Annotated in this window: 8 protein-coding genes; 3 read left to right on the top strand and 5 right to left on the bottom strand. The window is 47.4% G+C overall.

What is annotated here, in order from left to right; genetic code table 11:
• Positions 1–120 precede the first annotated feature (120 nt).
• The gene (locus ACYVF1_RS06935) at positions 121–2,823 is read right to left on the bottom strand and encodes a DUF5686 and carboxypeptidase regulatory-like domain-containing protein (protein WP_461076937.1); all 2,703 of its coding nucleotides are present in this window, start codon (positions 2,821–2,823) and stop codon (positions 121–123) included.
• 265 nt (positions 2,824–3,088) lie between these two features.
• Between ACYVF1_RS06935 and ACYVF1_RS06930 the strand changes: the two genes are divergently transcribed.
• A complete protein-coding gene (locus ACYVF1_RS06930; protein ID WP_461076935.1) occupies positions 3,089–4,462 on the top strand; it encodes a M24 family metallopeptidase in 1,374 nt (457 codons plus the stop codon).
• An 80-nt stretch (positions 4,463–4,542) separates the two neighbouring features.
• Here the strand turns inward: ACYVF1_RS06930 and ACYVF1_RS06925 are convergent, their stop codons facing one another.
• The 3 genes from ACYVF1_RS06925 to fbaA all read right to left on the bottom strand — a co-directional run bounded on the left by ACYVF1_RS06925 (position 4,543) and on the right by fbaA (position 10,596).
• Complete coding sequence (locus ACYVF1_RS06925; RefSeq protein WP_461076933.1) at positions 4,543–5,670, bottom strand: efflux RND transporter periplasmic adaptor subunit; 1,128 nt, start codon at positions 5,668–5,670, stop codon at positions 4,543–4,545.
• Positions 5,651–8,968, bottom strand: coding sequence for an efflux RND transporter permease subunit (locus tag ACYVF1_RS06920; protein ID WP_461076931.1), 3,318 nt, complete (start codon positions 8,966–8,968; stop codon positions 5,651–5,653). The genes ACYVF1_RS06925 and ACYVF1_RS06920 overlap by 20 nt, the downstream gene beginning before the upstream one ends.
• A 548-nt stretch (positions 8,969–9,516) precedes the next feature.
• Complete coding sequence (gene fbaA / locus ACYVF1_RS06915) at positions 9,517–10,596, bottom strand: class II fructose-bisphosphate aldolase (RefSeq protein ID WP_461076929.1); 1,080 nt, start codon at positions 10,594–10,596, stop codon at positions 9,517–9,519.
• A 374-nt stretch (positions 10,597–10,970) separates the two neighbouring features.
• Here fbaA and ACYVF1_RS06910 point away from each other — a divergent pair, with 374 nt between their 5' ends.
• Both ACYVF1_RS06910 and ACYVF1_RS06905 read left to right on the top strand, forming a co-directional pair.
• Positions 10,971–11,777, top strand: coding sequence for a sugar phosphate isomerase/epimerase family protein (locus ACYVF1_RS06910; protein WP_461076927.1), 807 nt, complete (start codon positions 10,971–10,973; stop codon positions 11,775–11,777).
• Between the two features lie 121 nt (positions 11,778–11,898).
• On the top strand, positions 11,899–13,455 hold the full coding sequence (locus ACYVF1_RS06905; protein ID WP_461076925.1) for a hypothetical protein: 1,557 nt from the start codon (positions 11,899–11,901) through the stop codon (positions 13,453–13,455).
• On the opposite strand, the gene ACYVF1_RS06900 is transcribed toward ACYVF1_RS06905, so the two are convergent.
• Positions 13,421–13,654: a DUF2905 domain-containing protein gene (locus ACYVF1_RS06900; RefSeq protein ID WP_461076923.1), complete on the bottom strand. Its 234-nt coding sequence runs from the start codon at positions 13,652–13,654 to the stop codon at positions 13,421–13,423. The two genes, ACYVF1_RS06905 and ACYVF1_RS06900, sit on opposite strands and share 35 nt — an antisense overlap.
• Between the last annotated feature and the right edge of the window lie 484 nt (positions 13,655–14,138).

Here is a 14,138-nt window from a genome sequence, read left to right as displayed (position 1 = left end):
TACGTTGGTTTGCGCAAAGTAAGAGTTCGTCTGTGACGTAGTGATTACCTGTCTTTTACGATTGTGTTAGGAAATTCTTGAGTTATTCATCTATAAACAACGTAATATCATTACGTCACTTTACCGACCGAATTTCAACGTAGTGCCAATGCGGAATCCTAACCCCTGGTATTTGGCGTCCTGCCACTGCGAAATAATTTCAACCCGGAAGAAAGGCAATACCTGCGGAATCAACCCATCCAGCCCGTAGCCTACTTCAGTGTAATTTCGGGATGCTGGCGTGTAGAGATAATGCACGAACAGGTTTTCTTTAAGGCCAACCAGTCGCATCAGTGTCAGTTGCGTCACGAAAAACTTACGAAATTCGGCCAGTACGTGTCCCTCAAAAAAACGTTTCCCTGTACTGTACTGATAATAAGGCAGCAGCCGATACGTCGATACTACGTCGCCCTGCTGGAAGAAAAACTCATTGCCCGCAAAATGTTTGAAATCCGGCAAGTAAAGCTTGCGGTCATTCAGGAACGTACCAGCACTCAGTTGGTAATTTAACCGGCTCCGAATCCCCGTCTCGAACGAATGACTGATTGTCGCCTGCATGAAATCGTAATCCAGGTCAGCCATGCCTTTTCGGTAATTCAGCGTCAGTTGCGGAGCGTCGTTGTCGCGCCGGGCGATACGTCGGCCATTTCGAATGATGTATTCGGTCGTTCCCAATTTTGCTGATGCCGTTAGGTTCAAAACCAGCGCATTATGCGTTGGGAAGGCCGTTGTTTCCAACTCAGCATTGTACGGCCGATTGGGCGTAAATTCGCGATTTTTCCAGTTGAACCAGGGCTTGATATCTTCTTTAAAATTGGCAAGTTCAGTACGTCGGGCGTATTCCAGACTCCCCACTAACGATAACCTGTTTTCAAAAGGGTTGGCACTCACCGTTACGTTCAGATAATCTTTCTGGTATAATTTGGCCAGATTCTGCTCAAACAACAACGTAGTGAACGTATTAAGCGCCGGACTAATCGGGTTATCAGGATTAAACTGGAACAGATAACGCCCTCCTGATACGTTGATTCGTGTCGATTTATGCTGATACCCCGCCTGTCCGTACCCAACAAATTGTTTCCGCCCGAACTGATACCGCAGATTTCCGCCAACTGTCCACTCACTCAGGGGAATTTGCAAAAACCGGCTAATCGAATCCACTTTCGGCCGATAGCGCACAAGTAAACTACTTTCCACAGCATAGCCTTCCACGGTGTTGTATTCAATTTGAGTGAGTGGCCCACGATACTGCAACGTAGTGACTTTCGACGGTCGCCAGGTGTAATCGCCCAACAACTGACCTACGGAAAATTTATTCCGGTTTCGTCGTCGGTTTGTACTGTCAGATCGCGTAGTGTCGGTGCCGGGCGCTTTTATTTCACGTACCAGCCCAAGACTATCAGCCTTTTTGTAGCTTTTAGCCTCATTCGTGGTCAGTGGCACCGAACGTAGCGAATCCCAAAATACATTGGAGCGTTTGCGGGCCAGCGAATCGACCACCAGCGAATCGTCGCGCACGACTGCTACGTCTTCTTTACGCTTTTTCCGGGCTTCTTTTTCCTGCTTTTCGTATTCTTTGACTAACTGACGCAGATTTTTGGTCGAAAACTCCTTTTGCTTTTTCACGACGTCTTCCAACTGACTGCTTTTAATATCACGCTTCGACAACGTATTGGCAGGCGGTCCTTTTTTCTCATCGGCCACTTCAATATCAGCGGCAAACGCCGGATTTACGACAAATTCGCTAAATGTCAAATTGCGAACGTAGTAACCAGAAGCCCGCACTCCCAAATACGAGCCACTGCCGGTATACCGCTGGTTAGCAGGCATCCATACGCCTTGCACAGGACTGCAAATATGATTTACTCCAATCGTAATACCGATGTTTGTGACGGTCTCCAGTTGTAGGCTGTGTATGGCCCAGCTATTTTCGAGAATGTAGATGGTGCCTCGAAAAACGCCTTCGCCGTACTGACGCGGAATGACCTGAATTTTACTAATTTCGATGGGCTCACCGTTTGGCCCCGGTTCGCGAAACGTGCCTTTGTACTCAAATTTATAATACGCAAACGCTTTCGGCGACAGGGGCGATACGGCGCCACCGATTTCAGGATTATAAAAGCTAGCATTGTAGAATCGACTGGGGCTTAGAAAATCGCCCGACGAATTCCGATTGGCAATAATCTTTTGTCGGTACGTATTAGGCAAACTAAAGGTTACTTCGGCAACGGTTTCGTTCAGTATGGGCACTCCGACTTTAAAATTAGCGTCGCGTTCGGCTTCTTTAAGTTGTTTCTTAAACGCCATTTCGGCCAGTTTAGGAATATCCAGTACTGTAACTGACGACTTAGTGTATACGCGAGCTTTAAAACGTTGCACCTGTAATTGATGGTACCGACTCTTAGCAATGGCCCGGCGCATAATGGTGTAGGCCGGATCTTCATTACCAGCCTTCGCCTGTACTTCGGACAAACGTAGCGCCTGCTCCTCCAACGTAACATCCAACGTAGCAAAGCCCGTTTCTACCTCAACGGGTTTCTGAATAGTTTGAAAGCCCAGGTACTGGAAAACAATGTTGTATTTACCCGGTGCCAGTGCAATTTCAAAGCGCCCTTCATCATTGGAAATAGTACCAGTCGGCGTACCTTTCACAATTATGGCCGCATACGGCAGCGGGTCGCCTTTAGCATTTTTAACCGTTCCACGCAAACCCGTAGTCGCGGTTTGAGCTATGGCAACGATGGTATAGCATATAAAGAATAAACTAATCAGAGAAATTTTCATGCACGAAAGAAACGATTTGCATTCGTTACATCAAGCTAACGAATATAAACTTGGAATCTATTTATACCTGTTGACTTTAACAAGTTGCCATTTTTGCGAATTGGCTACCGAGTAGATGCATAATACTATTTAATCGTTGTCTGGATAGTATGTTAAAAATAGAGAATTGAGTTTTGTTCAGAAAAGACTTGATTGTCATTCAGGCTGGTTAGGGTTGCTTTTATCATTTATGTATCTTGCCTAAAACCGTACTAACCTGAATAACATGCAGAAAATAGGCTACTTCATCATTAATTTATTCATTTTTTCCATCTTCTTTTCAGCGGCATCTGCCCAGCCCTCACCCTCTACGGTACTTCCCGAACGCGAACGGGCCCGTATCGTTGATGAAATTCTGGAAGATCGTTTCGCCAATCTGCTGCCCCAACTGATGCGTCGCGAAGGGATTGACATGTGGATAATTATTTCTCGCGAATACAACGAAGATCCGGTGCTACGTACCATGCTCCCCAGCACCTGGCTATCGGCCCGCCGACGTACCATTATGGTATTTTTCGATAATGGCAAAGAACGGTCCGCCGATGCGGTTGAGAAGCTCGCCATTGCCCGGTACGATGTAGGAAATCTGCTCAAAGGCGCCTGGGACATCGATGTTCGGCCAAATCAGTGGGAAGCGCTGGCGAAGATTATCGAAGACCGAAAACCTAAAAAAATTGGGCTGAATACGTCCCTGAATTACGGGCACGCCGACGGGCTTTCATTCTCGGAACATGAAGAGTTTTTGAAAAAGCTGCCTGCTGAGTATCAGAAACGTATCGTTTCGGCGGAGAAAATAGCGGTTGGCTGGCTCGAAACGCGTACCGAGAAAGAAATGGCGATTTATCCGCTCATCTGCCGATTGTCGCATCAGATTATTCAGGAAGGTTTTTCGGAGCAGGTCATCCAGCCCGGCGTAACGACAACCGACGACGTAGTATGGTGGTTCCGGCAACGTATCACCAATCTGGGCCTAGATACGTGGTTTCACCCGACAGTCGACGTACAACGCGCCGATAATCAGCAGTTTGAACATTTACGTACGTTTTCAAAGCGGCCTGACAAACAGGTAATTATGCCTGGTGATTTGCTCCACGTCGATTTCGGCATTACGTACCTGCGCCTAAACACCGACCAACAGCAACACGCCTACGTGCTACGTCCTGGCGAGACCGACGTACCGGAAGCCATCAAAATGGCTTTTAAGCAAGGGAATCGACTACAGGACATACTGACTGAGCAGTTTAAAGCTGGCAAAACCGGAAATCAGATGTTACTGGCGGCCCTTGATCAGTCGAAGAAAGAAGGAATTATGGGCACCATTTACTCGCACCCGATCGGTGTTCACGGCCACGCGGCTGGCCCAACCATCGGCCTCTGGGATCAGCAGAAAGGCGTTCCGGGCCCCGGAGATTATCCGTTGCTGGCTAACACGGCTTATTCCATTGAATTGAACGCAGCCGTTGAAATACCAGAATGGAAGAAAGTGGTACGTATCATGCTCGAGGAAGACGGATTTTTTGATGGACAGAGCTTCCGCTACATCGACGGGCGACAGACAGAAATCTACACCATTCCGAGGAAACTGGGATACGTGAAATAGAATTATTTAGGACGCTGGTTTTGTCATGCTTTGTTCCTCAGCATGACAAAACCAGCTTTGGCAATAAAACAAGATCATTGCTATTTTACATTTACCGGCCCACCGTCCCGAATTTCTTCGCCGGCGGTTGCGACAAGTTGATCTCCCTCAGTGAGTTGCCCGAAAACTTCTACTTGTTCGTCGGCTTCCAGCCCTTTTTTGACAGGTACCCAGACAGCCTTTTTATCGATGACTTTTATTACGTAAACGCCCTTGGTTGAATTAACCAACGCCGATTTCGGAATAATAAACGTATTGCTCTGGGTAGGGAGCGGCAGATTGACTTCGGCCACCATGCCGGGCAGCAGTTTTTTGTCGTTGTTCACTACGTCCACCTCAATACGTTCAGAGCGAAGACGTTTGTCCAATGCCCCCGATAGCCGTTTTATCTGCCCGGTAAACTTCTTATCCGGGAAGGTTTTGACAGTGAAGCTCACTTCGCCATTTTGATGAACATAACCCGTATAAGCTTCAGGCACAGCCACAACCAGCCGGAGTCGCTTTTGCTCAGTCAGTACAAATAGCGGAAATTCTGAGCCTTTACCGGCTGGTCCGATATAGGCTCCAGTACTTGCATTCCGGGTGCTGATGACACCGTCGAACGGGGCACGAATGGCCAGATAATTCTGAAGCGTGGCCACTTCCCGGTACGCTGATTTAGCAGCATCCAGTTGGGCTAAATCGGCGTTACGTTTGGCGAGTGCCTGATCGACGTCGTTTTTCGAGACGGCTCCCGAAAATTTACTGGCTTCCAAAACGCGTTCATAATTGGCTTTGCTGGCTATAGAAAGGGCTTCCTGTGCTTTCAATCGCGATTCGGCAGAAGCGAGCTGGGCGCTCAATTCAGGTGCTTCGGCCTGCGCCAGCAACTGTCCCTGACGTACTTCTGACCCTACATCCACTTTGAGCGATTTAATAAATCCGCTCACTTTCGCATAGATATCTACATCACGATACGCCATCAATTCGCCAGGGATATTGAGCGAGGATGATAATTTTCCTCTTTTTAGCGAAAATACGTCGATAGCCGCAGGGGCTTCCGGCGCTTCAGAAGCGGCTTCTTTAGCCTCCGATTCTGAAGAATGGCAATTCGTCAAGGAAGAAGCCAGCAGCAAACCGCCAGCCAGAACAATCAGATTACGCACAGGCTTATGAATGAGCCGTTTCATAGGGGGAAGGACTATAAAATTTACTGTCTTTATCTTCGGGGTCAAGCGACACCGATTCGGTTGAGGTTTTCTCCTGCACCCAGCCAAAGGCCAGCGGCAGAATAAACAGGGCGGCAAACGTAGAAGCAATCAGGCCACCAATAACGGCGCGTCCCAGCGGTGCCGCCTGCGAACCACCTTCGCCCAATCCAGAAGCCATCGGTATCATCCCGACAACCATCGCAACGCTCGTCATCAGAATGGGGCGCATACGTAGCGAAGCTGCTTCGCGAGCCGACAGCAGCGCATTGCCATTACGCATCCGCAAATCTTCGGCGTTAGTGACCATGAGAACGGCGTTGGAGATAGATACGCCCACCGACATAATCATCCCCATGTACGATTGCAGATTCAGTGTCGAACCCGTCAGCATCAGCAACACCAGCGAGCCTAAAAGCACAGCCGGAACGGTGCATAAAACCACCAACGATACTTTAAACGATTGAAAATTAGCCGCCAGCATCAGGAAGATAACCACAATAGCGGTTAATAACCCCGTTTGCAGACTATCTAACGTATCGATAAGTACCTGAGTCAGGCCCTGCATTTTAATCGTCAATCCACGAGGCAATTCACCGAGTGAATCAATGGCTTTCTGCACGTCGTGGGCGGCCGTTCCCAAATCAATATCGTTCAGATTGGCTGTTACCGACAGTACCGGAATAGCGCCAATGTTATCGTTTTCGCCATACGTAGTACCCTTCTGTAACGTAGCAACGTCGCTCAGCACCGGACGATTTGAGTTGGGCAAAACCGGTATCTCACCTAAATCGTTGATGGTAGTCATCCGGTTTTCGGGAACCTGCACTTGCACTGTATAACTCTGGCTCGATTTCGGGTCAATCCAGACGCTTTTCTCCGTGTATCGCGACGACGACGTAGCAGCTATGAGCGAGCGCGAAATAGCCGAAATATCGGTGCCGAGTTGAGCAGCCCGCGTCCGGTCGATTGTTACGTTAATGGTCGGATATTTAGTAGCCTGACCAATTTGCACATCACGCAGATAACGTAACTGATTTAACTTGGCAATTACTTTGTTTGCGTACTCTTCATTCTGTTTTTTGTTCTTGCCCGACAGTTTCACCTCAATGGGGGTTGGTGAACCCTGACTCAGGATCTTATCCGTAAGTTCAATCGGTTCAAACGAAAGCTTCACGCCGGGCAGTGCTTTTTTCATACTAGCCCTGAATTTGTCTTTCAGTTCGTCCAGTTCTACGTCGTAATCTTCTTTCAAACTTACCTGCAAAACGCCTTCCTGTGGGCCAGCCATGAACAGGTAAATCGGGCTCGTCGAAAATTGAGACCCGTGCATCCCAACCATAGCTGACGTAATCTCAATATTATCTTTCCCAACGAGTTGCTTCAGCACGTCGATGGTTTTCAGCATGGTAGCCTCAGTTTTTTCGAGTCGCGTACCGTCGGGATTACGTAGTCGAACCTGAAACTGGTGACCAGTTACTTTGGGTAACACGTCGCGGCCAATGTTTGTAATCAGCAGAAACACGATTGCCATCGTCCCCACTACGTATGCCGTCACAATCAGTTTGCGATGAGGCATGATACGTCGAATGAAGCGCGTAAATCGACCCCGTACCCGTTCGAAATAACTGATTTTGCCGTTTTTATTCAGGTCTTCCCGATTGGCCAGAATCTCCTTGGAACGTAGCAGCGCTTCTTTTTCATAATGCCCATTTCCGTTACCATTTACGGTTACTACGTTCTTCTTGAATTTAAAGAGTTTACGGCCTTTCTGTTTTGGCACCTTATCGTTTCCAACATGCGCGTGGCCTTTCATCATCCAGTTGGCCAGCACAGGCACCAGCGTCTGTGCCATCAGGTACGATGTAATCATGGAGAACCCGATAGCCAATGCCAGCGGCAGAAACAAGGCCCCTGGTATACCCGTCATCGTAAAAGCAGGCGCGAAAACGGCCAGAATACAGAATAGAATCAGCAGTTTAGAGAATGCAATTTCTTTACAGGCATCCCAGATCGCCAGTGCTTTCGGTTTGCCCATGTCCATGTGCTGGTGAATATTTTCAATCGTCACCGTACTTTCATCGACCAGAATACCGATAGCCAGCGATAAGCCGCTCAGGGTCATAATGTTGATGGTCTGCCCAAACAACGACAAAAACAGTACCCCCGAAATAATACAGGTCGGAATAGTAATGATAACGATTAAAGCGCCCCGCCAGTCGCCCAGAAAAAGCAACACCATCAAGCCAGTCAGAATGGCTCCAATGGCCCCTTCGGTCATCAAACTTTCGACGGCGTTGATGACGTAAACCGACTGGTCGAAAGTGTAGGTCAGTTTTACATCTTCGGGCAACAGCGCCTGGAAGCGCGGTAAAGCAGCTTTCAAATTCTGAACCACCTCCCAGGTCGATGCGTCAGCAGATTTCGTAATCGGCAGATACACTGATCGTTTGCCGTTAACCAATACGTATCCCTGTGTAATGTCGGCGCCATCTTCAATAGAGGCTACGTCCTTTAAATACAAGTTTTGTACTGAACCGGTGTAGAGCGGAATGTTGCCAAAATCCTCAATAGTTTTGACGGTCGTGTTAGCCGGCGTAAAATAGTTGTAATCGCCGATACGTACGTTTCCGGCTGGTGTAGCGGTGTTATTGATACGTAGTGCCGCCACCAACTGATCAGGAGAGAGGTTGTGGGCACGTAGCAGTTCAGGGTCGGCTTTGATCACGATGGAGCGGGAGTTCCCCCCAAACGGCGCGGGTGACACCAACCCCGGCACCGACGTAAAACCCGATCGGATATAGACGTTGGCCATATCCTGCAACTCGTTATTGGTACGTATCGGACTGCTCAAAACCAGTTGCCCAACTGGCAACGTAGAAGCATCGAAACGTAAAATAAACGGCGGTTGCGAGCCAGGCGGAAAGCTGGACTGCGCCCGGTTGGAGTAGGCCGACACTTCGGCGGCAGCCTGCGCCATGTTGGTACCTTCGTAAAACGAAAGTTTCAGCAACGTAATGCCCTGAATGTTTTTGGTTTCAATACTTTTTACGCCCGATACGTAGAGGAGCAGGTTAACGTACTGTTTCCCAAAAAAAGACTCCATCTGGTCGGGGGTGTAGCCGCCAAAGGGTTGGGAAATATAAATAACCGGCAAATTCAGATTGGGAAATATGTCAATCTTGATATTGCGGACAGCACCTACGCCAAAGTAAAACAAACTGGCCACGATTACCAGAATCGTAATCGGCTTACGTAAGGCGGCACGAATTAAATCCATAGGTTTATTCTAAAATCATCAAAACGCTACGTTGGTAAGTATGATGTTGTGCGGGTAATGATTTTTATTCTTTTGTAAAAGCCAATTTTTTCCAGAATCTATCCCATACGCGCTTATACATCCCTGAAAGTTAATGAATTTGGACGGGACTTCCACTTATTGAATACCAGTACGTTAAATGACATTTTTGAAGCGTTACGTTCGTTCATATCATGTGCTTAGGTAAAAACACTTACAACTAACTTTCTGGTAAAAGTCCTAAAACGTGGTATAAACCAGGCATTCGTTTTGAACGTAGCATTACGGTAAAGTAGATTTGGAATTGCCTTCAAACCAGAAAATTACCCAAGAACTTTAGTGAAATTTTTCTGACAAAAGTTAATCCTGTCGATGACTGAAAACCAAAAAGTGCCGAGCATTTCGACCCGACACTTTCCAGATTAAATAAGGTTGCTACGTTCGCAATTACCGCTGCTGCTACGTAGCGTTTGAGTCATAAAAAATGCCGGATTTGATGAATCCGGCATCTCTATTAGCAATCTACCAGCTTAGGCCAGTCGATTGATGCAGTTCAAATCTTCAAATGCTATTTTCAGGCGCTGTACCATGCTTTCTTCGCCTTTACGTAGCCACACGCGTGGATCGTAGTATTTTTTGTTTGGCGAATCAGGACCTTCGGGGTTGCCCAATTGCGATTGCAGGTAGCCCTCTTTCGATTTATAATAGTTCAGAATACCTTCCCACATAGCCCATTGCATATCGGTATCGATATTCATTTTAATGGCACCGTAGCGGATAGCTTCGCGAATTTCCTCGCGGCTTGAGCCTGAACCACCGTGGAAAACAAAATTCACCGGCAGTGGTCCTGTGTTATAATGCTCTTGAATATAATTCTGCGAATTGTTCAGGATGATGGGCTGAAGTTTTACGTTACCTGGCTTATACACACCGTGCACGTTTCCAAAGGCAGCCGCAATCGTGAAATTCGGCGAAATTTTGCTCAGTTCTTCGTAAGCATAGGCTACTTCTGAAGGCTGAGTATATAGTTTTGAATCATCAACGTCCGAGTTATCAACGCCGTCTTCTTCGCCACCCGTTACGCCTAATTCAATTTCGAGCGTCATGCCGATTTTGGCCATCCGCTCAAAGTATTTCGAACAGATTTCGATGTTTTCTTCGATCGGCTCTTCCGATAAATCGAGCATGTGCGACGAAAACAACGGTTTACCCGTCTGGTCGAAATGCTTCTCGCCAGCAGTCAGCAGACCATCGATCCAGGGCAGCAATTTCTTAGCGCAGTGGTCGGTATGCAAGATAACCGGCACCCCATATAATTCTGCTACGTGGTGAACGTGCATAGCGCCCGAAATAGAGCCCGCAATGGCCGCCTGTTGCTTATCGTTGGGAAGCGATTTACCAGCATAAAAAATGCCGCCCCCATTGGAGAATTGAATGATTACCGGCGAGTTAACAGCTTTGGCTGTTTCCAGAACAGCGTTTACCGAATCCGTGCCAACTACGTTGACGGCGGGTAATGCATAATCATTTTCATTAGCGTGCCGAAATAATTCGGTAACACCTTCGCCGGTTACAACACCGGGGGAAAATCGGGTGGCAGTTTCGCTCATAAGCTAGAAGTCAATCTGTCTTTTTCCATTTTTTGTGTCACCCAAATGATGCCAGACAGATTACATTTTGTTTTAAGGGAGTAAATCAGGTATACTCGATGCAAAAGTACCAAATTTTCGAAAGTCTTCAACGAAGTGTATCACGTAAGCCATTACTCGGCGTGCTACACTTCGTTGAACACGCCCATTTTTCCATCACGCTTTACTTGGGCTATAATTTTTAGTTCAAGTAAAGGCGCATTAAAATGCATTAAACTTACCGAGTCTTTACTCTTTTCAGTGATGTACAGCCATAGTTGGCACAGTATGAATAACGTTTCTCGAAACGATTTTTTCTCTACAACTTTGACCTCATAAACTAAACCACTTATCCTTTGAAAACTCTCTTTTACTGCCCGATGTGGGGTATGGAAAGTCTGCCTTATCCAGAAGCGGCCAAACGGGTGAAAACCGCCGGATACGACGGAATGGAAATTGCGGCCGGTCCTACTCAACGTAAAGAAGCTGTACAAGTTACCCGTGACAACGGCCTCGACCTGATATTAATGGCATTTGGTAGCGGATCCAATTTTGCCGAACACAAAAAAAAGTATCACGACGACCTGCTCGACATCGCTTCGCACAAGCCTTCGTTTATTAATGCCCATACCGGCCACGACTACTTCACGTTTGAACAAAACGCCGAGTTAATTGGCGTAGCTACTGACGTACAGAAACAGACCGGCATTCGTATTCTGCACGAAACGCATCGGGGGCGATTCTCTTACAGTGCTCCAGCTATTCAGTACTACTTAATGAAACTGCCTGAGCTTCGGCTAACGGCCGATTACTCCCATTGGGTCAACGTAGCAGAATCGTACCTGGCCGACCAGGCTGAAAATGTCAACCGGGCAATTGCAGTCAGCGATCATATTCACTGCCGGGTGGGCCATCCTGAAGGACCACAGGTAAACGACCCTCGTGCGCCGGAGTGGAAAGATGCTCTCGAAACTCATGCCAAATGGTGGGATGCCATCCGGGCGAGGCTGCAAAAAGCGAATGCGTCTACGCTGACTGTTACGTGTGAATTCGGTCCGGCGGGTTACCTACCTACCCTTCCGTACACGCAGCAACCTGTTGCTAGCCAATGGGATGTGAACGTATTTATGAAAGATTTTCTGAAAAAACGCTGGCAAGTGTAACGCGGCCCAGTTGGTGTAAGAACATTTTGTCCACAGTACGAGATTACTTATAGTATGATTTTTGCTACGTATCATAAACTGTACGTATCAATCCTACGTAGTAATTCGTAAATTTGAGTATATGCTTCGAACCCTCTACATAGTCTGGTTTTTGGTAGCAATTGCCAGTTGCCCAGCCTGGGCGCAACTGGCCCACACCCTGCGGATTGAAATTCCGTCGGATCCAGACGAAGCAGAGTCTTTCGACGTAACGCCACTGAGCGAACAAGGTGTGCTGGTGTCTATTAGAACAGGTGGTTTTCTGGATAACACTCCACCTAAATTCAACTTTCAGAAATACGATATTAATCTTAAACGTATCTGGAATACTACGTTCGAGCAAAACATAGCATTCAAGCCCGTGATGACTTACAACACCGGCCAGTTTGTTTATCACCTGTTTCGGGAAGACGACTCCGACCGGTTCCAGTTTCTTCGCCTACATCTTGAAGACGGTACGTTCGAAACGACAGAAGGCAGGCTCATTGACCAGTTCGACGTCCAGCAGTTTAAAGTAATGGGCAGCCAGGCATATGTGGGCGGGTATCGGCATGGCCGTCCGGTAGTCATGGCTTTTTCGTTTTTCGACCATTCAGCCAAAGTTTTACCGGGAATGTACGTCAATCGTATGGAAATCAGCAGTCTGGAGGTCGATGAAAGTCGGCAGGAAGTAAACGTACTGGTTCACTCGCTCAGACGAAATTGCAAGTTTTCGCTCCGGACATACGATTATGAATCAAAGCTGCTACGTACCACCGATTTCGATGGAGCTCAGAATAGCCTGATTTCGGGAAAGCTGTTGCCAATCAACGAACAGGAGTCGTTGCTGGTGGGTAATTACTCGACCAACTGCACACCTTACTCGCAAGGTATATACGTAACGAAACTACGTCAGGGCGAAACTACCAGTGATCTGATCAGTTCGATTCAATACATAGAGTTTTCGCAACTGGAAAATTTTTTCAATTTCTTAAAGCCGCAACGTCAGCAGAAATTGCTGGCTAAAGCTCAGAAGAAAAAAGAAGAGGGTAAAGATTACAAGTTTCATTACCGACTGCTGGTTCATGACCTTCAGCCGACACCCAATGGCCTCATTTTGGTAGCCGAAGTCTATTATCCACAATACCGGGGCAGTACACTGGCTTATGGCGGCTACCTACGTAACGCCGACCGATACGAAGGATTTCGCTATACCCACGCTTTCATCTGTGAATTTGACAAACAGGGCAAGTTGCTATGGGATAACTGCTTCCCAATCAAGGAATTGGTTAGTACAGAGCTAACTGAAATGGTGCAGGTTTCGCAACAGGGCGACCGTGTCGTATTGGCTTACCCCAACGACGGCGAGATCACGACCGAAGTCATTCAGCAGAACAAAATCCTGAAAGAGACCGAAAAGTTTAAGTTGCAGACGAACGCCGAAGAGGATAAAGTGACGTTTTCGGCCCAGGATAACCTCATGGCCTGGTACGGTCAGCATTTCCTGGCCTGCGGATTTCAGAAAATTGCCCCTTCAAAAAACATCGCCCGGCAACGCGAGGTCTTTTACCTCAACAAGTTAACGTATCAGGAGAATGCTGAACAGCCCGCAAAATCGACCAGCGTTAAGACCCGAAAAAACGGCGGATCAGAACGATAATCAGGTTCAGGAGTAGGCTGACAACAATGCACGTAACGATTGGGAAATAGAAACCGCCCCCATTTTTGCCTTCAATACGTATATCGCCGGGTAGTCGCCCCAGCCAGTGAAGTTTATCTCCAAAAAAGTAAATCACCCCACCTATAAGTATAAGTGCAGCGCCAATCAGAATAATGTATTTGCCAACAGTGGGCGACATAGAGTGAATGTATGATGTATGAAATATAACGGATAAAACTGACTCATTGCTACTACGAATATACATTATACATCCTACTTCATACATTATTTAAAAGCGGCTTTCCCGAATAAATCCAATATTAATCAGCGCTCACTTGCTTTTTCGGGGATTTCTTCTTACTTTTGCACCAGATTTTCTAAAGCGACATCCGTCGCGTCTCTGTTTCTCTCCTTTTTACACGCTGAGATAGGTCTGACAGAGCCCAGTACGGATGTACAGATGGGTTTTCTGTGTGGACGCTCCCGGGTTGGAGCAATTGCGCGTGGGCTAATCGTCAATCGGTCGTAATCAGCACGTTGTGGGTATCACGCTGATTCGTTGTCTTTTCCCTAAAGAAGTTGGCGGGCCGCCGACTCGGGAAAATGGGTCCTTGTTGGGTCGTTGGGCAGCTTCGTTCGTTGGGCAATTTTCGCATTATCACGCCGTTCACAGGCATACACTC

The organism is Spirosoma flavus, from assembly GCF_054778555.1.
This window is presented reverse-complemented; position numbering and strand designations above follow the sequence as displayed.

Excerpts from the sequence above, each read along its gene's own strand:
- ACYVF1_RS06935 (WP_461076937.1), bottom strand. The coding sequence starts at position 2,823 with ATGAAAATTTCTCTGATTAGTTTATTCTTTATATGCTATACCATCGTT.
- ACYVF1_RS06930 (WP_461076935.1), top strand. The coding sequence starts at position 3,089 with ATGCAGAAAATAGGCTACTTCATCATTAATTTATTCATTTTTTCCATC.
- ACYVF1_RS06925 (WP_461076933.1), bottom strand. The coding sequence starts at position 5,670 with ATGAAACGGCTCATTCATAAGCCTGTGCGTAATCTGATTGTTCTGGCT.
- ACYVF1_RS06920 (WP_461076931.1), bottom strand. The coding sequence starts at position 8,968 with ATGGATTTAATTCGTGCCGCCTTACGTAAGCCGATTACGATTCTGGTA.
- fbaA (WP_461076929.1), bottom strand. The coding sequence starts at position 10,596 with ATGAGCGAAACTGCCACCCGATTTTCCCCCGGTGTTGTAACCGGCGAA.
- ACYVF1_RS06905 (WP_461076925.1), top strand. The coding sequence starts at position 11,899 with ATGCTTCGAACCCTCTACATAGTCTGGTTTTTGGTAGCAATTGCCAGT.
- ACYVF1_RS06900 (WP_461076923.1), bottom strand. The coding sequence starts at position 13,654 with ATGTCGCCCACTGTTGGCAAATACATTATTCTGATTGGCGCTGCACTT.